15 protein-coding genes are annotated in these 21707 nt (G+C 64.5%); 7 read left to right on the top strand and 8 right to left on the bottom strand.

Annotation, left to right across the window (positions count from 1 at the left end):
• Positions 1–87: 87 nt before the first annotated feature.
• The 5 genes from AB7290_RS41785 to AB7290_RS41805 form a co-directional block, all read right to left on the bottom strand.
• Positions 88–954, bottom strand: coding sequence for a 3-keto-5-aminohexanoate cleavage protein (locus AB7290_RS41785; RefSeq protein WP_028155241.1), 867 nt, complete (start codon positions 952–954; stop codon positions 88–90).
• Positions 955–1152: 198 nt separating this feature from the next.
• The gene (locus AB7290_RS41790) at positions 1153–1953 is read right to left on the bottom strand and encodes a helix-turn-helix domain-containing protein (protein ID WP_085404006.1); all 801 of its coding nucleotides are present in this window, start codon (positions 1951–1953) and stop codon (positions 1153–1155) included.
• Between the two features lie 205 nt (positions 1954–2158).
• Entirely contained in the window at positions 2159–2815 is a 657-nt protein-coding gene (locus AB7290_RS41795; RefSeq protein ID WP_085404007.1) for a glutathione S-transferase family protein, read from the bottom strand.
• On the bottom strand, positions 2815–3978 hold the full coding sequence (locus AB7290_RS41800) for an acyl-CoA dehydrogenase family protein (protein WP_085404008.1): 1164 nt from the start codon (positions 3976–3978) through the stop codon (positions 2815–2817). Before AB7290_RS41800 ends, AB7290_RS41795 begins: the two co-directional genes overlap by 1 nt.
• A 169-nt stretch (positions 3979–4147) precedes the next feature.
• Positions 4148–5284, bottom strand: coding sequence for an acyl-CoA dehydrogenase family protein (locus tag AB7290_RS41805; protein ID WP_085404009.1), 1137 nt, complete (start codon positions 5282–5284; stop codon positions 4148–4150).
• A gap of 265 nt (positions 5285–5549) precedes the next feature.
• Here AB7290_RS41805 and AB7290_RS41810 point away from each other — a divergent pair, with 265 nt between their 5' ends.
• Positions 5550–7100 carry an acyl-CoA synthetase gene (locus AB7290_RS41810; RefSeq protein WP_085404010.1) on the top strand — a complete coding sequence of 517 codons (1551 nt, stop codon included), beginning with the start codon at positions 5550–5552 and terminating at the stop codon, positions 7098–7100.
• An 88-nt stretch (positions 7101–7188) separates the two neighbouring features.
• Entirely contained in the window at positions 7189–8409 is a 1221-nt protein-coding gene (locus tag AB7290_RS41815; protein ID WP_085404011.1) for an ABC transporter substrate-binding protein, read from the top strand.
• Here the strand turns inward: AB7290_RS41815 and AB7290_RS41820 are convergent.
• Both AB7290_RS41820 and AB7290_RS41825 read right to left on the bottom strand, forming a co-directional pair.
• On the bottom strand, positions 8406–9896 hold the full coding sequence (locus AB7290_RS41820) for a glycosyltransferase family 2 protein (RefSeq protein ID WP_085404012.1): 1491 nt from the start codon (positions 9894–9896) through the stop codon (positions 8406–8408). The genes AB7290_RS41815 and AB7290_RS41820 overlap by 4 nt on opposite strands.
• A 48-nt stretch (positions 9897–9944) precedes the next feature.
• Positions 9945–10715, bottom strand: coding sequence for a helix-turn-helix domain-containing protein (locus AB7290_RS41825; protein ID WP_085404013.1), 771 nt, complete (start codon positions 10713–10715; stop codon positions 9945–9947).
• A gap of 187 nt (positions 10716–10902) precedes the next feature.
• Here AB7290_RS41825 and AB7290_RS41830 point away from each other — a divergent pair, with 187 nt between their 5' ends.
• From AB7290_RS41830 to AB7290_RS41850, 5 genes are all read left to right on the top strand, one after another.
• A complete protein-coding gene (locus tag AB7290_RS41830; RefSeq protein WP_085404014.1) occupies positions 10903–13167 on the top strand; it encodes a marine proteobacterial sortase target protein in 2265 nt (754 codons plus the stop codon).
• Positions 13168–13348: 181 nt separating this feature from the next.
• Complete coding sequence (locus tag AB7290_RS41835; RefSeq protein WP_085404015.1) at positions 13349–13918, top strand: class GN sortase; 570 nt, start codon at positions 13349–13351, stop codon at positions 13916–13918.
• A 153-nt stretch (positions 13919–14071) separates the two neighbouring features.
• Positions 14072–15064, top strand: coding sequence for a glycosyltransferase family 2 protein (locus AB7290_RS41840; protein ID WP_085404016.1), 993 nt, complete (start codon positions 14072–14074; stop codon positions 15062–15064).
• A 213-nt stretch (positions 15065–15277) separates the two neighbouring features.
• Positions 15278–17497, top strand: a complete 2220-nt coding sequence (locus tag AB7290_RS41845) for an acetate--CoA ligase family protein (protein ID WP_085404017.1) — start codon at positions 15278–15280, stop codon at positions 17495–17497.
• Between the two features lie 142 nt (positions 17498–17639).
• The gene (locus AB7290_RS41850; protein ID WP_085404018.1) at positions 17640–18470 is read left to right on the top strand and encodes an MlaD family protein; all 831 of its coding nucleotides are present in this window, start codon (positions 17640–17642) and stop codon (positions 18468–18470) included.
• Positions 18471–18629: 159 nt separating this feature from the next.
• Here AB7290_RS41850 and AB7290_RS41855 read toward each other — a convergent pair whose 3' ends face one another.
• Positions 18630–21626: an autotransporter outer membrane beta-barrel domain-containing protein gene (locus tag AB7290_RS41855; protein ID WP_085404019.1), complete on the bottom strand. Its 2997-nt coding sequence runs from the start codon at positions 21624–21626 to the stop codon at positions 18630–18632.
• Between the last annotated feature and the right edge of the window lie 81 nt (positions 21627–21707).

Raw genomic sequence — 21707 nt, forward strand, 5'->3', positions numbered from 1 at the left:
AGCGAAGCGACGAAGCAATCCAGACCGTCACCGCGGAAAGACCCTGGATTGCTTCGCTTCACTCGCAATGACGGTTGAGGCGATACCTTACCTATTCGTCCCAAAGATCTTCCGCGCCTCGGCGGGGCTTGCGATCTCGCGGCCCGCACGGCGGGCGCAGGCGGCGATGGCCTCGATCAACTGGCCGTTCGACGTCACCTTCTTGCCGTCGGCGAGATAGAAGGCATCCTCCAAACCCGTGCGCAGGTGGCCGCCGAGCTCGGCGCAGCGCTGGTGCAGCGGCCAGATCTCTTCGCGACCGATCGCGGTGACCTGGAAATGCGCCTCGGGCCGTTTCAGCTTGATCAGGATCGGCAGCAGATCAGGATCGGACGGCATGCCGGAGGCAACGCCCATCACGAAGTTATATTCGAGCGGGCCCTTGTACATGCCGACCTGGTGATACATGCCGACACAGCGGACGATGCCGACGTCGAAACATTCGAACTCGGGGATGGTCCCGACCGCGTTCATCACGTCGAGATAGTCCTTCACCTTCTCGACCGCGTTGTCGAACATCATCGGCGGCCAGGCCCAGGTGTTGTCGGCTTTCACCTTCAGATAGTTCAGCGAGCCGGCATTGCAGGCCGCGATCTCCGGCCTGGTCTCGCGGATGCAGTCGAGCGCGCCGCTGTAGTTCGGCCCTGAGACGCCCGAGGTGTGATTGATGATGACGCCGGGGCAGGCCTCGCGGATTGCCTGCTGAATCTCCTTGCTGACACTCACGTCCCAGGACGGCAGATGTCCCTTGTCCGGCGCCTGCTGGCGCAGATGGATGTGCATGATGCTGGCGCCGGCATCGAACGCAGCCTTGGCTTCGCGTGCCATCTGCTCGGGCGTCACAGGCACGTTGTGCTGCTTCGGGTCGGTGAGCACGCCGTTCAGCGCGCAGGTGATGACGGCCTTGTCGCTCATGCCAAAAATGTCTCGCACGTTGAGAATTCAACGCTTGCGATCATGTGATGAGCGGCATGCGGCTTCTTGCGCGGAGAAGCTGGAAGGCACGGCTATCGTAGGGTGGGCAAAGGCGCTCTCGCGCCGTGCCCACCATATCTTGGCGCTGAACGAAGATGGTGGGCACGCTTTCGCTTTGCCCACCCTACGAGAGCGCGCCTAACTCGCCTCCGCGAGCCTCACCGTCTCGGTGCTGCGGTAGATCGCGAGGTCGCGCGAGCCGACGAAGATCGCGCGCGGTTTCAATCCATAGAAGCGGCGGATCGAATGGCTGAAATGGGTGGAGTCGGGATAGCCGATGTCCTGCGCGAGGTGGGCGAGATTGAGGTCCTGGTTGGCGAAGTGCAGCAAATGCCGCGCACGCTTCCAGGCGCGGAAGGAGCGGAACGAGATGCCGGTCTCCTCCTTGAACAGATGCAGGAAGCGCGAGGCCGAGAGCCCCGCTTCGGTGGCGCACGTATCCGCCGTCACCGGCTCGCCGGAGAAGCGGCCGATGCGGGCGACGGCGCGCATCACGCGCGGATCGAGCACGCGACGCGGCAACGCCTCGCCAAAGCACATCTCGTCGAATTCGGCGGTGGTGATGTCGCCATAGCGGCGCTGGCGCAGCAGCGTGTAGGCGGCGAGGATCTTGCGGGCATAGACGGCCCGGTCAGGTCCGGTCAGCCGCTCGGCCAGGGCCTCGATTACGCCGTCCGGCATGCTTTCCGGCTCGAGCGTCACGCTGATTGCAGTGCGGTAGTCGCTGGCGATGGAATGCCGCTGGTTCGGCAGGGTCACGAACAGCTCGCCGGTGGCGAGAACGTCGTCGATCGTCAGATGCAGGCTGCCCTTCACCGCGACATAGACGTGGCAGCAGCCGGGGGTGCGCTTGCGCGGGCGGCCGAGCAGGCCGGCATAGAATACCCGCTCCGGCGTGATCAGCATCAGATGGTCGGATTCGCGACCGTTATCTTCCATTGGGATCCTCCTCGCGCGGCTCTTTGGCCGCTGCGGACGGAGGTCACCTTAGCGGAAATTTGGGCGCTGTCACGGCGCGATAGCGCTGTCATGGAGACATGCGTTATTGTTCCGGGGCGGTCCGCCGGACCGAAACCGGAACCTGGAGATTGCTGCGCGAGATTCCGGGTTCGACGCCTCGCATCGCCCGGAATGACAGCCTCCCTTACGCCCTCACGCGCGGCGCAACATTCTGCTCGACGCCGGCCTTCAGCTCCGCGGCAACCGCGCGCTTGAATCCGTCGCGCTGCTGCAGCCGCGCCCAATAGGCTGCGACATTTGGCCCGAAATCCTTGGCGAGCCCGACATTGTTGGCGAGCCGGAGCGCGTAGCCGATGACAATGTCAGCGGCGGTGAAGCGGCCTGCGCACAATGTTTCGGCATTGGCCGTCGCTGCCTCGACCGCGCGCAGGCGCCCCAAGAACCATTTCGCATAGTCGCCTGCGACCTGCGGATTGCGGCGCTCCTCCGGCTCGAGCTGGGTGTATCGGAGCACCAGCGTCTGCGGGAAGGTTAACGTGGCATCGCTGAAATACATCCAGTTCAGGAACGCGCCATAGGCGGGATCTTCGGGTCCGACCATCAACGGCGTCGGTCCGTGCCTGATGCCGAGGTAATGGCAGATGCCGGAGGACTCGGTCATCTTCGTCTCGCCGTCGACCATGAAGGGAATGGTGCCGAGCGGATTGAGCGCAAGGTACTCCTTGGCGAAGACCCGCGGCGGGAACGGCAGCATCTTCAATTCATACGGAAGCCCCATCTCCTCCAGCATCCAGAGCGGACGGAACGAGCGCGCGGCGTCGCAGTGATAGAGCGTGATCATCAGGAAATACCTTTACTGCCGGGCAGCGTGCCCATCATCTTGCACAGGACCATCAGCATGACCTCGTCAGCACCGCCGCCGATCGAGGTCAGGCGGCTGTCGCGATAGGCACGGCTGACCGGCGTCTCGTTGGTAAAGCCCATTCCGCCCCAATATTGCAAGCAGGCGTCGGTGAGCTCGCGGCCGAGCCGGCCGGCTTTGAGCTTGGCCATGGTCGCAAGCTTGGTCACGTCCTCGCCGGCCACGAGTTGCTCGGCGGCGCGATAGATCAGCGCGCGCAACAGCTCGACTTCGGTCTGCATCTCCGCGAGCTTGAAGTGCACGACCTGGTTGTCGAGGATCGACTTCCCGAAGGCCTTGCGGTTGCGGGTGTATTCGATGGTCTGATCGATGATGTATTCGTGCGCCTTCAGGCAGGCCGCCGCGCCCCAGAGCCGTTCCTCCTGGAACTGGATCATCTGGTAGGTAAAGCCCTTGCCTTCCTCGCCGATCCGGTTGCGCTTGGGCACGCGGACATTGTCGAAAAAGATCTGCGCGGTGTCCGAGGAGCGCATGCCCATCTTGTCGAGCTTTCGTGCCACCGTGACGCCCTTGCTCTTCATGGGCACGCAGATCAACGACTTGTTGCGATGAACCGGCCCATCGCCGGTGTTGGCGAGCAGACAGATCCAGTCGGCCTGGGTGCCGTTGGTGATCCACATCTTGCCGCCATTGATGACGTAGTCGTCGCCGTCGGAGCGTGCATTTGTCTTGATCGAGGCAACGTCCGAACCCGCACCGGGCTCGGAAACGCCGATGCAGGCGACGTAATCGCCTGATATCGACGGACTGAGGAATTCGCGCCGCACCTCGTCCGAACCGAACCGCGCCAGCGCCGGCGTCGCCATGTCGGTCTGCACCCCGATCGCCATCGGCACGCCGCCGCAGGTGATGGCGCCAAGCTCCTCCGCCATCATCAGCGCATAGGAATAGTCGAGGCCGGAGCCGCCGAACTCGACCGGCTTGTTCAAGCCGAGGAAACCGAGGCTGCCCATCTTCTTGAACAGCTCATGCGCCGGGAAGATGTCGGCCTTCTCCCAGTCATCGACATGAGGATTGATCTCGTTGGCGATGAATTTTTGCAGGGAACGGCGGATGTCGTCGTGGTCGGCGGTGAATAGCATTTTTGTCAGCTCAGCTCTCGGTATCTCTAATGTGCTCGTCATGGCCGGGCTTGTCCCGGCCATCCACGTCTTCGTCAGCCGGCAGCAAGAACGTGGATGCCCGGGACATAGGCGAGCGGAAGCGACGCCGTCCTGCGGACGGCTATGCCCGGGTATGACGGTGGGGCGTTCACAACCCCATCTGCCTTGAGGCCAGATCCTTCATGATCTCCTCGGTGCCGCCGCCGATGGCGTTGACCTTGACCTCGCGGTAGATGCGCTCGGCCTTGATGCCGCGCATGAAGCCGGCGCCGCCGAAGATCTGCACGGCTTCCGAGGCGCAGAACGCCATGGTTTGCGTGGCCTGGTTCTTCATCATGCAGATCTCGGCGATCGGGCTCTCGCCCTGCTCCAGCCGCCAGGCCAGCATTTCCAGCATCGACTGGGATGCCGCGACCTTCTGCGCCATGTCGACGATCTTGTGACGGATGACCTGGTGCTGGGCGAGCGGCTTGCCAAAAGTCTTGCGCTCCTTGGCGTAGGCGATCGCCTCGTCGAGGCAGACCCGCGCAAAGGCGGTGCAGCCCGCCGCCATGCCCATGCGCTCGCTATTGAAATTCCGCATGATGATCTTGAAGCCCTGGCCCTCCTCGCCGATCAGGTTTTCGGCCGGCACGCGGCACTCGTCGAAATGCAGCGTCGCGGTGTCGGAGGCCCACCAGCCCATCTTCTTCAGTTTCGTCCGTGACAGGCCGGGCGTGTCACCCTCGATCAGGAGCAGGCTGACGCCGCCGGCGCCCTCGCCGCCGGTACGCACCGCAACGGTCAGATAATCGGCGCGCATCCCTGAGGTGATGAAGGTCTTCTCGCCGGTCACGACGTAGTGATCGCCATCGCGCCGCGCCCTGGTGCGGAGGTTCGCGACGTCGGAGCCGCCGCCCGGCTCGGTGATCGCCAACGCGGAGATCTTCTCGCCCGACAGCACCTGCGGCAGCACGCGTGCCTTGACCTCCGGGCGCGCCGCCCGCGCGATCGGCGGCGAGCCGATGGTGTGGCTCATCAGGCTGGCGCTGACCCCGCCGGCCCCGGCACGCGCCAATTCCTGGCTCGCCACGATCTTCATAAACTGGTCGGCGGCGATCCCGCCATATTCCTCGGGGAATCCGAGCCCCAACAGGCCAATCTCGGCCGCCTTGCGATAGAGCACGCGGGGAAATTCGCCGGCCTCGTCCCATTCATGGGCAAAGGGCGTGATCTCCTTGTCGACAAAGCGGCGCATCACCTCGCGGAAGGCGTCATGCTCGGTGGTATAGAACGGGCTCTTCATCGTCGTCTCGCCCTGCTGGCGGATTCGTGTTGGCCACCATGGCCGGAACATCTGCCGTTCACTTGCGCAGAGTGGCTGACCGGGGGAACCACTCCACGCGCAGCCATGCCTAGCAACTCAACGCAAGACGATTTTCGCCCCCCGCAGGCCAACTCCGGGGCAAAAAAAGACGTGCGCACAAACTCCGGCTGGCCCCAGGGCCACGCCGGGCATGGTGCCCGGCAAATAGGGACGCAGGCGGCACAAGACCGCCGAGGGAGGGATTTTGGCCGTTCGTTATTACGACTGGATCGTCCATCACGGCCGCCGTACGCCTGACAAGGTCGCGGTCATCGACCTCGCGAGCGAGCGCCGCTTCACCTATTCGCAGCTCGATGCCCGCGTCTCGCGCCTGGCCGGATTTCTCCGTGACACTCTCAAGGTGTCGCGCGGTGACCGCGTCGCCGTGCTGGCGCTGAACACGACCGATACGCTGGAGGTGCAGTTCGCCTGCGGACGGCTCGGCGCCGTCTTCGTGCCGCTGAACACCCGCCTCACCGTTCCCGAGCTTCAGTTCATCACCGGCGATTGCGCGCCGAAGGTGATGATCCACGACACTGACCTGGCCGAGACCGCGCTGAGCGTCGCAAAACTCTGCAACGTCGCGAGCAGCCTGCTGCTCGGCCCCGGCGGCGCTTACGAGACCGGCATCGCGTCCGCCAAGCCGCTCGCCCGCGCCGAGGAGGTCACGCTCGATGACGTCTCGACCATCATGTACACGTCGGGCACCACGGGCCATCCCAAGGGCGCGACCATCACCCATGGCATGACCTTCTGGAATTGCGTCAATCTCGGCGGCCCCGCCTGCATCGGGCCGGCCTCGGTGCTGCTGACCGTGCTGCCGCTGTTCCACACCGGCGGGCTCAATTGCTACACCAACCCGGTGCTGCATGCCGGCGGCACCGTGATGATCATGCGCGCCTTCGATCCCGGCACGGCGCTCGGCCTGATCAACGATCCCGCGCAGGGCATCAACGTGTTCTTCGGCGTGCCCGCGATCTACCAGTTCATGGCGCAGCATCCGGCCTTCGCGACAACTGACCTGACCCGGCTGATCGTCTGCGGTGTCGGCGGCGCGCCGATGCCGGTGCCGCTGCTCAAAGTCTGGGAGGCGCGCGGCGTCGCGCTCCAGCAGGGCTACGGCATGACCGAGACCTCGCCCGCCGTGCTGGTGCTTGATCGCGAGGATGCGGCGCGCAAGGCGGGCTCGGCCGGCAAGCCGGTGCTGCACACCGAGGTGCGGATCGTGCGACCCGACGGCAGCGATGCCGATGTCGGCGAACTCGGCGAGCTCTGGGTCAAGGGCCCGAACATCACGCCGGGCTACTGGAACAGGCCTGAGGCGAACAAGACATCCTTCACCGACGGCTGGCTGCACACCGGCGATGCGACGCGCGTCGACGAGGAAGGCTTCTACTATATCGTCGACCGCTGGAAGGACATGTACATCTCGGGCGGCGAGAACGTCTATCCGGCCGAGGTCGAGAACATCCTGCATCAGCTCACCGCGATCGCGGAAGCCGCCGTGATCGGCATTCCCGATCCGCAATGGGGCGAGGTAGGCCTCGCCATCGTCGCAGCCAAGCCCGGTCAGCGGCTGACCGAGGCGGCTGTCTTTGCGCACTGCGCGGCCAATCTCGCGCGCTTCAAATGCCCGCGACAGGTGCGCTTCGTCGATGCGCTGCCGCGCAACGCCACCGGCAAGATCCACAAGCCGACGTTGCGGAAAGAATTCTCGGTGGCGTCCGAAGTCGACAAGAAAGTCGCCAACACCTGATCAAAGCGCCCCTTGCGGGCGCTTCTTCGTTTCTGACGTGCCTGCTCCAACCCAGAAGAAACCGCAAAGAAAACCCCAAGGAATTTTCATGAACAAGAAACTCCCCCTGCTTGCCGCAGCAACGGCGTTGACGCTGCTTGCGACCCCGTCCGCGTATGCGCAGAAGGCGTACGACACCGGCGTCACCGACACCGAGATCAAGATCGGCAATGTCGAGGCCTATTCCGGTCCCGCCTCCGCTTACGGCATCATCGGCAAGACCGAGGAAGCCTATTTCAAGATGATCAACGACCAGGGCGGCATCAACGGCCGCAAGATCAACTGGATCTCCTATGACGACGGCTACTCGCCGCCGAAGACCGTGGAGCAGATCCGCAAGCTGATCGAGAGCGACGAGGTCTTCCTGGTGTTCAACGCGCTGGGCACGCCGACCCAGACCGCCGTGCAGAAATATCACAATTCCAAGAAAGTGCCGCAGCTCTTCCTCGCCACCGGCGCGAGCAAGTGGAACGACCCGAAGAACTTTCCCTGGACCATGGGCTTCCAGCCGAGCTACCGGGTCGAGGCACAGATCTTCGCAAAATACATTCTGAAGGAGAAGCCGGACGCGAAGGTCGCGATCTTCTATGCCAACGACGATTTCGGCAAGGACTACCTCGCCGGCATCAAGGACGTGTTCGGCGACAAGGCATCGAAGCTGATCGTGGCCGAGGAGAGCTACGAGACCTCGGAGCCGTCGATCGACGCCCATATCGTCAAACTCAAGGGCACCGGCGCCGATGTCTTCGTGAACATCGCGACCCCGAAATTCGCGGCGCAGGCCATCAAGAAGATCGCGGAGCTGGAGTGGAGGCCGATGCACCTGATGACCGACGTCTCGGTGTCGATCGGCGCGGTGATGAAGCCGGCCGGCCTCGAGGCATCCGAAGGCGTGTTGTCGGCCGGCTATCTGAAGGATGCGTCGGACCCGCAGTGGAAGGACGACGAGGGCATGAAGAAGTTCATGACCTTCATCGACAAGTACATGCCCGGCGCGAACATCTCGGATGCCAATCTGGTGTACGCCTATGCCGCGGCCCAGACGATGGTGCAGGTGCTGAAGCAGTCGGGTGACAATCTGACCCGTGAGAACGTGATGAAGCAGGCCTCGAGCCTCAAGGACTTCGTCCCTGACACGCTGATCCCGGGGATCAAGATCAACACCTCGGCCACGGACTTCGCGCCGATCGAGCAGCTCAAGATGTGGCGGTTCAAGAAGGGCCAGTGGGAGCTGTTCGGCGACATCATCAGCGCCGAAACGGGCGGCTAGCCACGCATCGCAGCAACGGGCGGAGACGTGCAGCTGACGTCTTCGCCTGCACTGACGTCGATCCCCGCGACCGGCAGGCCGAGCCGGCGCGGGTCATCGATGGCCGCAAAACGCGGACATGCCCATGCCAGCATCGCCCCGCCCGATGGCGGCAGATCGAGCTGAAGAACGAAGGCATCCGCGTCGATCGCGGTCGCGGCATCCGCAACGCGCACGCCGTCGAGATAGAACTGCACGCCGATCCGATCCAGCGGCCCGCGAATCTCCGGCGACGCGATCCGAATGATGGTGCGCCCCGGCGGCGCCTCGATCCGCAAGGCGGCTTCCGGCTCGCTCCAGCGGAAGCTGCGGCCCTGCCAGACCTCCCAGGCATGGAAGCCGGCCTGTGCGACCATCTGATCGCCGAGACTCTGCGCAGCTCCGCCAAGGCTCCCCCGAATGCCACGGATGCAATAGAGGCGCTGATAGTGGATCAGCGCGGCGATATAACGCTTCAGCCAGCGCGCGATGCTGCCGCGAGAGCCGCCCATGGTGAGCAGGGTCAGGCTGCAGCGCGCATAGCCTGCCGCCAAACGTGCAAGACCAAGCGCAAGGCGGTCGCCGGCCAGTGCGATCGCGCACCAACGCCCGATCGCCTGCAGGCCTTCGCTTGTCACGCGGCCGGCGCGCATCCGTGCAGCAAGGGCGCTGCGCGCCAGCGCGACGTTGAAATCGCCGCGGCTGCTCCACTCGATCGGAGTTTCGAGCAGCTCGCTGCCGGGATCATCGCGTGCTTCGCTGAGATAGCGGATCTCGCCCTGCACGAAATCGAGCGTGAATGTCTTCAGCTCGCCGATTTCGCCGATATAGTAGTGATGGAAGCGCGCCTCCTCGAGATAGCCGATCGTATGGCCCCTCGCGTGATACGCGGCGGCGAGCACCCATTCGGCGAAATGGCCGAGCTCCTCGCGCAGGCCGCCGCATTCCCAATAGACGTCGCGCCGCGTCACGAAGCACTGGTCCAGTACCTTGCGCCAGGGATGCTGCTTCATGCCGAACTCGATGTCGGCCTGGTACATGGCGGCCTCCGCCACGGACAGCCGGTTATGGCAGATCGGCACCGACTGACAGGAGAACCCCGCCCAGTCGGGACGCGCGTCGATCGCGCGGATGCAGGCCTCCATCACGTCAGGCTCGGGCCGGCAATGCGACTCCGTAAAGAACAGATATTTGCCGCGGGCCTTGGCGGCGCCGAAGGCGCAGAGCCCGATGTCATGGTCCGAATTGGTGAATTCGAGGCGCGCTTTGCCGCCGGCCAGCGCCTTCAGCTCGTTGAGTGCCTCGAAATCAGGCGGCACCACCAGAATGATTTCGTAAAGCGATTTGTCGGCGGTCTGCGACGTCCAGCCGAGCCAGGACAGCTCCCACTGCCCGCGGTGATGTTCCAGCGGGATGATGATGGAGAACAGCGGAGATTCACCGCCGTATGGTGCGGGCACGTCCTGCATGTTCCCTTATAGACGCACGCGACGCCATTCCGGACTCTTTCTCGCGGACTATACCGACAGAAACAACGCGAACGATTCCTCCACCGTGCGGCGCAGATGCTTTCCATACAATGCGTGGTTGGCATCGTCGGGGCCGACCCGTCCCAGGGACGGCTTCGCGACATTGCGGAGCGGCACATAGGCGATCGGCGCTGCGATCGGCGTCAGTTGCGAGCCGGGTCCGGCGCGGAGCGTCGAGATGATGCCGTACATCTCGCCGGCAACCGTCGGCCGCGACACCGTGATCACGCGATGCTGGCCGTGCTTGATGATGACGAGATAGATGAAGCCGGACTGATGCGGCACCGCAACCTCGCCGGTGTGCTCATAGGCGGCGTCGGTTCGCTCGCCCTCGCGGAACACCAGTGAGGACACCTTCGGCTCCCAGACGATCTCGGTGCGATAGGCGAAGATCGCATCCTTGTCGCCGAAGGACGGCCGCAGCGTGATGTAGACGTCCTCGAGCCAGGTCACCGCGCGATGCGCATAGGAGCCGAGGCTGTCGGGCGCGACATCGTTTGCGGCCGGAGGCGTCACCACGGCGGCGCTTTTGCGCAAGGAGACGCCCAGCGCCTGCTCCAGCCGCACGGTCGTTGCCAGCGTGAACGGCCGCCGGCCGCCGAGCACCTTCTCCAGCGTCGACAGGCTGAGCTTGGCCTGCTCGGCCAACGCCTGCCGGGACATCCGGCGCCTGGCGAGTTCCTCGCGAATGGTCTCCGCGATCTCGCGGCTCTGCTCGTCCGAAAGCTGCCTGTCGGTGACTTTATCCTGCGTCTGCATCGTCAACCCTGCTCCACGGACGCAAGTCTAGCAGGGCGGACAAGCCAGCACAAAACCGTACTTGGCGATCCCGGCCTTGGCCTGCCGGGGCCGGCCGCGGCGGAACATTGCCGATCATTCTGCTCGCGCATTCAGGCGCTCCCGACGGATGCTCCGAGCCAGCGAACACCCTTCGGGAGCAGGCGAAATGGATAGCTACGACACAGCCGACGGCGACGAGCACCCCATGTTGGGGCGGCTGATCAAGCTCGGATTGTTTCTGCTGGTGCAGGGCATCGCGGTGATGCTGGTTGCCTTCGTGGCCCTGCTCGTGAGTCTTGAGCCCGGATGGTCGGCGACGACGGAGCAGGCCAGCCTGCTCCAGCCCGGCGATGCCAAATCCGGCACCCTTCTCCTGAAGGAGGACGGCGCCTACACGGAGGCGATCCGCCTCGGCATCGACGTCGACATCACGGTGTCAGGCCCGACGCTGCGCGCCCGCGTCACCCAGGTCTTCCGCAATCCGACCAAGGACTGGGTCGAGGCGACCTACGTTTATCCGCTTCCCACCGGCGGCGCCGTCGACACGCTGAAGTTGGTGGTCGGCGACCGCGTCATCATCGGCGACATCAAGGAACGGCAGCAGGCACGGGTGATCTACGAGCAGGCGCGCCGTGCCGGCCAGAAGGCCGCGCTCACGGAGCAGGAGCGGCCGAACATCTTCACCAATTCGGTCGCCAATATCGGTCCCGGCGAAACCGTGCTGGTGCAGATCGAATATCAGGAGCCGGTGCATCAATCCGGCAATGAATATTCGCTGCGGCTGCCGCTGGTGGTCGGGCCGCGCTACAATCCGGCACCGATCGTGCAGAGCGTCGACTTCCGCAAGGACGGCTCGGGCTGGGGCGCGACCAATTCGGAGCCGGTGCCGGACCGCGACCGTATCTCGCCGCCGGTGCTGGATCCCGCCAGAAACGTGCCGGTCAATCCGACCAGCATCACGGTGCGCCTGAAGGCAGGCTTCGCGCTTGGCGAGGTCAGGAGTCACCACCATAACGTCAAGGTCGAGAGCCCGGACAATGCGACGCGAATCGTCACGCTCGCTGACGGCGCGGTGGCCGCCGACCGCGATTTCGAGCTGACCTGGAAGCCGGCCGCGGAGAAGGCACCGTCCGTTGGGCTGTTCCGCGAGCGTATCGGCGATGCCGATTATTTGCTCGCCTTCGTCTCCCCGCCCAGCGCCGAGCAGGCGACGCAAAAGCCGCTGCCGCGCGAGGTCGTGTTCGTGATCGACAATTCCGGCTCGATGGGCGGTACGTCGATCGTTCAGGCCAAGGCGAGCCTACTCTATGCCCTCGGCCGCCTCCAGCCGAATGACCGTTTCAATGTGATCCGTTTCGACGACACCATGGACGTGCTGTTCTCGACCTCCGTGCCGGCCGACCCCGCGCATCTCGGCGAAGCACTCGGTTTCGTGAATGGATTACAGGCCCGCGGCGGCACCGAGATGGTGCCGGCGATGCGCGCCGCGCTGACCGACAAGGCTGGCGACACCAGCATGGTCCGCCAGGTGGTGTTCCTGACCGACGGCGCGATCGGCAACGAACAGCAATTGTTCGAAACGGTCACTGCGATGCGGGGCCGCTCGCGCGTGTTCATGGTCGGCATCGGATCCGCGCCCAACACCTATCTGATGACACGCGCCGCCGAGCTCGGCCGTGGGGCCTTCACCCATATCGGCTCCGTCGAGCAGGTCGAGGAGCGCATGCGCGGCCTGTTCGCCAAGCTGGAGAACCCCGCGGTGACCGGGCTCAGCGTAAAGTTCTCCGATGCCAAGGCAGACGTGACGCCTGCGATCATTCCCGACGTCTATCGCGACGAACCGCTGGTGCTGGCGGCAAAGCTCGACAAGCTCGCCGGCTCGCTCGAGATCAAGGGACGTGTCGGCGACCGCCCGTGGTCGGTGACGCTGCCGCTGCAAAACGCCGCCGAAGGCAAGGGCCTGTCAAAACTCTGGGCCAAGCGCAAGATCGGCGACGCCGAGGTTGCGCGCACCATGCGCGAGATGACGCCCGAAGACTCCGACAAGGCGATCCTCGCGCTGGCGCTCGACCATCAGATCGTCACGCGGCTCACCAGCCTGGTCGCGGTCGATAAGACGCCGAGCCGCCACGAGGGCGCGCCGCTCAAGCTCAGCGAGCTGCCGCTCAACCTGCCGGCCGGTTGGGATTTCGAGAAGGTCTTTGGCGAGCGACCGCATCTGACGCCCACACAATTGCGCGAACGCCATGCGGATGCGCGCAACCAGCCGGCGACGAGGCGGCCGACGCCCGCCGCGCCGGATGCGATCCGCCTACCGAAGACCGCGACCTCAGCCGAGCTCAAGATGATCGCAGGTTTCATCCTGATCGTGCTCGCCCTGATCCTGTACGTGTTCAACCGGCGTCAGCCCTTGCTCACTGACGCCGCTTGAGAGAGGAGCCCCCCGAACTCCTCTGTTAGCGCGCGCGGCTGCCCGTCCCATACCAACGGCCGCGCGCGTCTTTTTATCAGCCGTCATTGCGAGGAGCGAAGCGACGAAGCAATCCAGACTGCCGCCACGGAGACGGTCTGGATTGCTTCGCTTCGCTCGCAATGACGGGGGAAGGACCATTATGCCCCGCTTCATCTCCCCCCTCGCTGTTGCACTTGTCGGCCTCATCCTGTTCGGCGACGGCGCCTACATCCATGCCAAGGCATGGCTCGCCCAGGTGCTGCTGGAGCGCGCGTTCGACAGGAGCGTTACGACCGGCGGCGTGGTCAAGCCATGGTCTTGGGCCGACACCTGGCCGGTCGCGCGGATCGAGGTGAAGCGAATCGGGGCCAGCGCGATCGTGCTGGAAGGTACCAGCGGCCAGGCCCTCGCGTTCGGACCCGGCCATATCCACCAAACGGCTGATGCCGGCGAGCGCGGCGTTGCGGTATATGCCGCGCACCGCGATACACATTTCCGCTTCCTGCGGAATGTCGCCATTGGTGACGTAATCGATGTCACACGCCGTGACGGAAAGCACTTTCGCTATCGGGCGGATTCCTCCGCTGTGGTTCGCTTCGATGAGTCCGGCATCGATCCCGCGACGCAGGATGTCGAACTGGTGCTCACAACCTGCTGGCCCTTCGACGCCGTCACGCCCGGACCCGAGCGCTACACCCTGCATGCCACCTTGATCGAAACAGGTGAATAGCGGTTCGCAATCGGCCATCGGGGATCGATAGAGACCGCGCCGAACAGCCGGGGAACCGCGCTTGATCGGGCCGCTGAACTGGCGTCGTCTCCCATAGACCTGTAAGAACAGCCGATTGATCTTTTGACGCTGTAATTTTCAGGACAACCTGTAATGGACGACGAGTTTAGGCAGCGCCTCGAACAGCGGCTGGAGCAACTCGAAAATCGTGTCGCGCTCCTGGAACGGAATCAGGACCTCATTGCTGCCGGACAGAGACGATCCTCGCTGCGGAGCCTCTGGCGACGACCGCCGATGTGGACCTTCGAGCAATATCCGCCGCGCCTGCTCAACCTGACTGTCTTCCCGCCTGCGCCTGCGATCCCGGCGAATGCGCCGCGGATCACGATGGTCACGCCAAGCTACAATCATGCGCAATATCTCGACGCCACGATCGAGAGCATCGTCAGTCAGAACTATCCGAAGCTGACTTATCACGTGCAGGACGGCGCCTCGATCGACGGCACGATCGATCTCCTGAAGAGCCGAGGTGAGAGCATCAGCTGGACGAGCGAGCCGGACAAGGGGCAGTCGAACGCCATCAATCTCGGCTTCGCCGGTGCCGATTGCGAGATCATGGCTTACCTCAACAGCGATGACATGCTGCTGCCCGGAGCGCTCGCCTATGTCGCCGACTACTTCATGTCGCATCCCGATGTCGACATCGTCTACGGCCATCGCGTTTTCGTCGATCGCGAGGGGCTCGAGGTCGGACGCGCCGTGCTGCCGCCTCATGACGGCAAGGCTTTGCAATATGCCGACTACATCCCGCAGGAGACGATGTTCTGGCGCAAGCGCGTGTGGGAGAGGATCGGGCCCATCGACGAGAGCTTCCACTACGCGATGGACTGGGATTTCATCCTGCGCGCGCAAGCCGCGGAATTCAAGTTCGTGCGCCTGCCGCGATTTCTCGCCTGCTTCCGCATCCATGATGCACAGAAGACGGCTTCGACCTACGCGCTCGGCGTCAGGGAGATGGGCATCCTGCGGCGCCGCGTTCTCGGCTTCGATCCGACGCAGATGCAGATCCGGCGCGCCATCGCTTCCTATCTCGCGAAGCAGTTGGCGTATCACTACGCCTACAAGCTGCGCCTGCTGCATTACTGAACGATAGCAGAGGCGTGATCACCATTTGAAAGAATGCGTCACGCAGTCGTGGCACGTCGTCCGATCGTTCGCACTTTCGCCAAAAGTCTGGTGATGCTAGCCTTGTCGCGAAGCACGCAGCATTCCGCCACGCGGCATGGAGCCATCACGATCAGCCCCGCCAGACGCCGGCGCAAGACAGGGCGCTGCAACAAGAACAAGAGGTAAAGCGCCATGGAAGCCCAGGTACCTGCTGCGTCTGTTTCTCCGCGTCCATGGTCTCCAGCGCCCGATGCCAGCGATGTCGTCAAGGGCATCCACGCCATGCTGCACCCGCACAACATCGTGCTGGTGGGCGCGACCGACAAGCCCGGCAATTATGCCGAGCGCATCTGGAACAACCTCGTCAAGTACGGCTACGAGGGCGGGCTCTATCCGGTCAACGCCAAGCGCGACACCGTCTGGGGCGTGCCCTGCTACAAGGATTTTGCGAGCCTCCCGGAAAAGCCCGATCACGTGCTGGTGCTGGTGCCCGCGCGCTTTGCCGTGCAGGTGATCCGCGACGCCGCCGCGGCCGGCGCGCGCTCGGCCACCATCGTCACCTCGGGCTTCAGCGAGTTACAGGATGAGGAGAGCCAGAAGCTCGCTGCCGAATTGCAAGCCGCGATACGCGAAACGGGGCTCGCCGTCACCGGCCCGAACTGCCTCGGCAATCTGAGCGCGGGCGAAAAGCTCTTCACCAATATCGACGACCGCGTCGTCACCATGGAACAGGGTGCGGTGGCGATCGCCGGGCAATCCGGCGCCATCGTCATGGCGATCCGGCAGGCGCTGGACGATCGCGGCGTCGGGGTCGGCTACATGGTGACGACCGGCAACGAGGCCGGGCTCGAGACGCCGGACCTGATGCGCTATTTCGCCGAGGATCCGAGCATCAAGGTGATCGTGGTCTACCTCGAAGGCGTGCGCAACACCAAGGCGTTTCGCGACGCCTGCAAGGCCGCGCGCGCCGCAAGCAAGCCGGTCATCGCACTCAAGCTCGGTTCGTCCGAGGGCGGCCGCGCGGCGGCGATGGCGCACACCGGTGCGCTCGCAGGCTCGATCGAGACGTTCGACGCCATCGCGACCCGTGAAGGCGTGATCCGGGTTGGCGGGCTCGACGAGCTGATCGAGACCACCGAATGCTTCGTTCACGCGGCCGTGCCCAAGGGCGACCGGCTCGCCGCGGTCACACTATCGGGCGGCAAGCGCGGCATGCTGCTTGACGCCTTCTATGCGGAAGGCCTGAACTTTGCGCCGCTGAGCCCGCACGTCGGCTCCGAACTGGCGAAGATGCTCGGGCCGGGCTCGATCGTGGGCAATCCGCTCGATGCCGGCTTTGCCGCGGTGGTCGATCCCTCCGTCTACATGAAGTCGATCGAGCTGATGATCGACGACCCCGATATCGACATCGTCATCATCGATGCCGAACTGCCCAAGGCGCCGCACGAGTTGCGCGAGCGCAATCTGCGCATCGTCGATGGGATGGCGAGCCGGGCCGGCAAGCCGGTGATCTACATCAGCGCGATGTCGGTCGGCTTCACCGAATTCACCAAAGGCTTGCGCAAATCGCTGCCGCATCTCGCGGTCATGCAGGGCATGGACCGCGCGGTGACCGCGATCAAATCGCTGCTCGACTATGCGAAGCTGCGCAAGGCAGTGCCCGACATCGCCTCGAGCTCGAAGCCTGCCGCCCGCGCCGTGCTGGAGAAGGCGCTGAAATCGGCGAGCGGTGCCGCGCTCGACGAGGTCGCCTCGAAGAAGCTGCTGAAGGCCTATGGCATTCCAGTCTCGAAGGAAGCGATTGCGCAGACGGCGGCGGACGCCGCGAAGATCGCGAAGCAGATCGGTTTCCCGGTCGTGGCAAAAGTCGTCAGCGCCGAGATCCTGCACAAATCCGACATCGGCGGCGTGGTGCTGAATCTCAACAGCGCCGCGGAGGTGAAGCAGGCATTCGCCGACATCACCGCGCGGGTGGCGAAGCTGAAGGGCAAGCCGAAGCTCGACGGCATCCTGATCGCGCAGCAGGTCAAGGCCGATCTCGAGCTCGTGGTCGGCGCCTCGCTCGATGCCGAGATGGGGCCGGTCGTGCTGTTCGGCACCGGCGGCATCGACATCGAGCTGATGAAGGACGTCGCGCTCGCCGGCGCACCGCTGGACGAGGCCGAGGCCCGGCTCCTGATCGGCCGCACCAAGGCCGGTATCAAGATGCGCGGTTATCGCGGCAAGCCGGCCTTGCACGAGGCCTCCGCGGTGAAAGCGCTGGTCGGCTTGTCCAACCTGATCGCAGATGCCGGCGACCGGATCGCCTCGATCGACGTCAACCCGTTCCTGATCAACACCAAAACGGGCGTCGCCGTCGACGCGCTGATCGTATTGAACAATGCTGCTGCAAAACGCGCGGCCGGGCATTGATGTCGCCTAAGGCGGATTGGCGGGTTACGCTTCCGCCTTCTCTTCGAGCTACGGCGGACAAGTCGTTAACCCGCCCGCTCTAGTATTGCGGCCGCAGCATCGTCCTTCCAACCACCCCGCTTTGGCCGTAAAATCGCCCTGCATGGCACGCGCGAGCAACCTCGTAATCGGAACGGCGACGCTGGCGGTCATCGCCGTGGCGTTCGGCGGCGTGCTCGGCGTGCAGAAATGGCGCACCGCCCAGAGCCGGAGCCAGTTGCGCGTGGTGTTCGAGGGCGGCTCCGCCAGCGGCCTGCGCCGCGGCGGGCCGGTCAATTTCGACGGTGTTCCCGCGGGCCAGATCCTGTCGATCAAGCTGGATAATCCGCGCAAGATCGTGGCGCTGGTGATGCTCGACAACACCGCGCCGATCCGCAAGGACACGGTTGCGGGCATCGAGTTCCAGGGTCTCACCGGCGTCGCCGCGATCTCGTTGATCGGCGGCGCGCCCTCCGCGCCGCCGGTGCCGCTGGATACGGACGGCGTCCCCATGCTGATCGCCGATCTCAGCGACGCCGAATCCATCGTCGACACTCTGCACAGCGTCGATCGCACGATCGTCAGCAATGCCCCTGCGATCAAGGACGGCCTGCGCACGTTCGAGAACTACACCGCCGATCTCAGAAGCAAGGGCGGCGAAATCGACTCCGTCATGGCCAAGGTCGACAGCGCCTTCGCAGGCTTCGACAAGGCGGTCACCAAGATCGAAGGCGTGGTCCCCGGCTTCGTCGACGGCAAGGCCGACGAGCTGTTCGAGAAGATCAGGGGACTGCACGAGCTCGCCGATGCCATGAAGAAGAAGTCGGCTGCCTACGTCGAGGACATCCGGCGCTCGCTGCTCGACGTCAGTGACGCCGCCAACAAGATGGCTGGCACGCCCTCGCCCGCCGCCGCCCCGCGCCCGCCGCGCAAGCCTCCGCAGAAGAAGCAGTGACGCTCTTTCTTATCCTCCCCTGGAGGGGGAGGATCGGATCGCATGCAGCAAAGCGAAATGCGATCCGAGGTGAGGCGAAAGTGCTTCCCAGCATGCAGTGCCCGAGTGGAGAGATCACCCCACCCCGCTCGCGCTTCGCGCGATCGCCCCAGCAACGCCCTACCACGCGTAGCGCACAACGCCCTTGCCGGCGTAGGAGCGGGTGACGTTCGAGAACTCGCCCTCGAAGGTCGCCGACGCAGACCAGCCGTTCATCCAGTTCATCTGCACCGCCGCCGTGGTCAGCGCGGAATCGCGCGCCAGCGCTGCACCGTTCACGACGAAGGCCGAGCCCGGCAGGGTCTGGAACACCGCGCCGACGGTGCGGTCCGGATTGTAATCATGCGCCCAGGCGACGCGGCCGCGCAGGGTCATCAGGCCACCGGCCGCGGCGAATGATTTGTCGGCGCGCAGGCCGAGCTCGGTACGGGTGCTGGTCACGTCCTTGGCGGCATAGTTGAGCGCGAAGGTGCTGTTGCCGACCACCGCGAACTCCGAATAGTTCGGAAGGCTGAACATGGTGGCCTGGGCCGCCGCATAGGGCGTGAGGCCGATCCACTGCGTAGCGTAGCGGTAACCGCCCTCGACACGGCCCGAGAGCGCATTTGCGTTGAACTGCGCCCGCAGCTGATCGACGCCGGCGGCCGTGACGATGCGGTTGGTCGTGACGTCCTGCCAGCCATAGGCCAGTGCGGCCGTGATATAGGCAGGTCCGGCCGTGTGACGAACGAAGGCGCCGGCCTGGAACAGGTCGGAGCGGCCCCAGCCGAGCCCGTTGACGTTGAAGCCGGTCCCACCGCCGGCAAGCGCAAAGCCCGCGATCGTCGACGGCGAGAAGCGATAGTCGAGGCCGACGGCAGTGCCATAGACGCTGCTGGTGGTGTTGTTCGAACCGAGCGCGACATTGCCGTCGGTGGTCTGCGAGCCACCATAGCCGGCCGCCCACACATCCCAGCGCTGCTCGAAGGTTGCGGCCGGTGCCTTGCGGTAGATCGAGGCGAAGGCGTCGCGCGCGTTCTTGTCACGCGCGCCCTTGCCGGTCGCGGCATAGGCATTCGCGCCCGGCTCGTCGGCATAGGGCGTCGGACCTGATGTGCCGCTACGTCCCGAGCCGAAGACATCGGTCAAGAGGCCGAGGAACAGGTTCATCGCATTGAAGGTCGTCTGCTGCGACCCCGTTGCCGGTTCGCCGGAGGCCTGGGTCAGGCCGTTGGGGCCGAGGCCCGCGAATTCGGCTTGAAGGAAGCCATTGGCGTTGAAGAAATTCTGAAGCGTCGTGGCGACGTTCTGCTGGTTGATGTTGAGCGCGTATTTCGCGCCATAGTTCAGCGTGAAATCGAGGAACACTTCGTTTGACCCGACCGTCGTCGTGCCGACTAGGCCACCCGGCGCGGCAACGCCGGCGAAATTACCGGTGGCGCTGCCGAAAAACTGCATGATCGAGTAGTGCTGCATTATCTTGCTGCCGGGATACAGCGCGACACCCACGGTCCCGTCCAGCGTGACGTTGCCGCTGACGAGCGCATGGCTCGTGCTGAATCCACTACCGGCCTGCACAACATAGACCGAGCCGGGCTGCAAGGTGAGACCGCCCTGGACCTGCATGCTTGAGCCCGGGCCGCCGTCGCCGGGCGCATAGATGCCACCGGTGGCGATAACGGTGTTGCCGACAATCCCGGCGCCGAACAACGCACCGCCGGCATTCACGGTGGTCAGGCTCGATTGCGAGATGTCGCCATCAACCCGCAGGATGCCGCCATTCACCGTCGTCGTACCGGTGTAAGTGTTTGTGCCGGAGAGGATCAGCGTTCCGCTGCCGACCTTTTCCAGCGAGCCGGAGCCGATGAAACCACACCCGCAGGGATCGTAGTCGCCGATGACGCCATCGACCAGCGCGGAGCGGTTATTGCTGCCGACGACGAGCGTGTTGCCGCCACCGATATAGTAGGTGCCATTGCCTTCGATCGAACCGGCCGTGATGCGGCCGTCGCCGTTCGGGCCGAGGCTGATCCCGAAATCGACGACGCCTGTGCCGGTGGTGATGAAGCGCGCATTGCCGCCGGTGGAATTATCGAAGAACTCGGTCTTGCCACCGTCCTTGGTGACGATCGTGGCGTTGCCGGCCGTCGTGAACGCACCGAAATTGGTCAGGCCATCGGCCTCGTTGATAATGGTTGCATTGCCGGCGGTCGCAGTATCGGACCCGGACAGCGTACCAAACACGGTCCCGCTGAAATCCTTGTTCACGATGGTCGCGGAGCCCGCCGAGGATTGATCGAGGAACGCGGTGCCGCCGCCATTCTGGTTGGTGATGTTGGCCGTGCCCGCATTGGTCCGGCCAAAGAAGCCGGTCAAGCCGCCGTCATTGATGATGGTCGCCCGGCCGGCCGTGGCGGTGTCGGTGCCGCCCCCGAGCGGATCACCGAAGTACAGCTGGCCGTTATTGGTGATCACCATAGAGCTGGCGGAGGTCGCGTTGAGGAACATCGTCGTTCCGGAGATAGCGTTCAGGAGCGATGTAATTCCCGACGTATCGGCATTGACGATATTGAAGAGGCCCTCGTTGTTGACGGCGCCAATGATGCTCGCGGTGTGGGTGGCGTCACCGAGTTGCAGCGCTGCGCACGAACAGATGAAAGTGTCGCCGGTATAGGTGTTGGCGCCGAGCAGCGCCAGGATGCCGGGTCCCTGCACGGAGATGCCACCACTGCCGGTGATGCGCGAGGCGATGACGGCCGATGGGTCTGTCGTGCCGGTGACATCGTTGGTGAAGAACGTCGTCCCCCCGGAGGCTAGCCTGAGATCGCCGCCCTGAATGGTGTAGACAGAACCGTCGCCGGTGAGGTCGAAGCCCACGAGGCTGGTGAGCTGCACGCCGCCTGGCGTAACCGTCACCGTGCCACCGCTTGCCGGCGTCGAGACTCCCGAGTAGCCGAACACCGTGCCGACTGACGAGGGATCGTAAGCAGTGCTGGTCGAACCGAAGACGTCCGTCCAATTCGTGGTGGTGGTGTCCCAGACGCCGCCTCCGCCGTTGACGGCGCCGTTCGGCGTGGTCTGCGACCCGTTGAAGATTTGCTGCGCTGCTGCGGGGCTCGCCGCCGCCGCCGCGCTCAAGGCGAGGCCGATCCAGAATGCCGCGCGAACAGCGGTGGCACGACGCGAGCAACCCCGCCCGCTCGATGGCAACCAAGCCCC

The sequence above is a fragment of the Bradyrhizobium sp. 613_E4_N2_2 genome (genome assembly GCF_052075995.1).
Lineage (GTDB): Bacteria > Pseudomonadota > Alphaproteobacteria > Rhizobiales > Xanthobacteraceae > Bradyrhizobium > Bradyrhizobium barranii.

What these genes read in the sequence shown, in the direction of transcription:
- AB7290_RS41815 (WP_085404011.1), top strand. Translation starts at nt 7,189, where the DNA reads ATGAACAAGAAACTCCCCCTGCTTGCCGCAGCAACGGCGTTGACGCTG.
- AB7290_RS41845 (WP_085404017.1), top strand. Translation starts at nt 15,278, where the DNA reads ATGGAAGCCCAGGTACCTGCTGCGTCTGTTTCTCCGCGTCCATGGTCT.
- AB7290_RS41850 (WP_085404018.1), top strand. Translation starts at nt 17,640, where the DNA reads ATGGCACGCGCGAGCAACCTCGTAATCGGAACGGCGACGCTGGCGGTC.
- AB7290_RS41830 (WP_085404014.1), top strand. Translation starts at nt 10,903, where the DNA reads ATGGATAGCTACGACACAGCCGACGGCGACGAGCACCCCATGTTGGGG.
- AB7290_RS41795 (WP_085404007.1), bottom strand. Translation starts at nt 2,815, where the DNA reads ATGATCACGCTCTATCACTGCGACGCCGCGCGCTCGTTCCGTCCGCTC.
- AB7290_RS41825 (WP_085404013.1), bottom strand. Translation starts at nt 10,715, where the DNA reads ATGCAGACGCAGGATAAAGTCACCGACAGGCAGCTTTCGGACGAGCAG.
- AB7290_RS41820 (WP_085404012.1), bottom strand. Translation starts at nt 9,896, where the DNA reads ATGCAGGACGTGCCCGCACCATACGGCGGTGAATCTCCGCTGTTCTCC.
- AB7290_RS41835 (WP_085404015.1), top strand. Translation starts at nt 13,349, where the DNA reads ATGCCCCGCTTCATCTCCCCCCTCGCTGTTGCACTTGTCGGCCTCATC.
- AB7290_RS41800 (WP_085404008.1), bottom strand. Translation starts at nt 3,978, where the DNA reads ATGCTATTCACCGCCGACCACGACGACATCCGCCGTTCCCTGCAAAAA.
- AB7290_RS41805 (WP_085404009.1), bottom strand. Translation starts at nt 5,284, where the DNA reads ATGAAGAGCCCGTTCTATACCACCGAGCATGACGCCTTCCGCGAGGTG.
- AB7290_RS41785 (WP_028155241.1), bottom strand. Translation starts at nt 954, where the DNA reads ATGAGCGACAAGGCCGTCATCACCTGCGCGCTGAACGGCGTGCTCACC.
- AB7290_RS41840 (WP_085404016.1), top strand. Translation starts at nt 14,072, where the DNA reads ATGGACGACGAGTTTAGGCAGCGCCTCGAACAGCGGCTGGAGCAACTC.
- AB7290_RS41790 (WP_085404006.1), bottom strand. Translation starts at nt 1,953, where the DNA reads ATGGAAGATAACGGTCGCGAATCCGACCATCTGATGCTGATCACGCCG.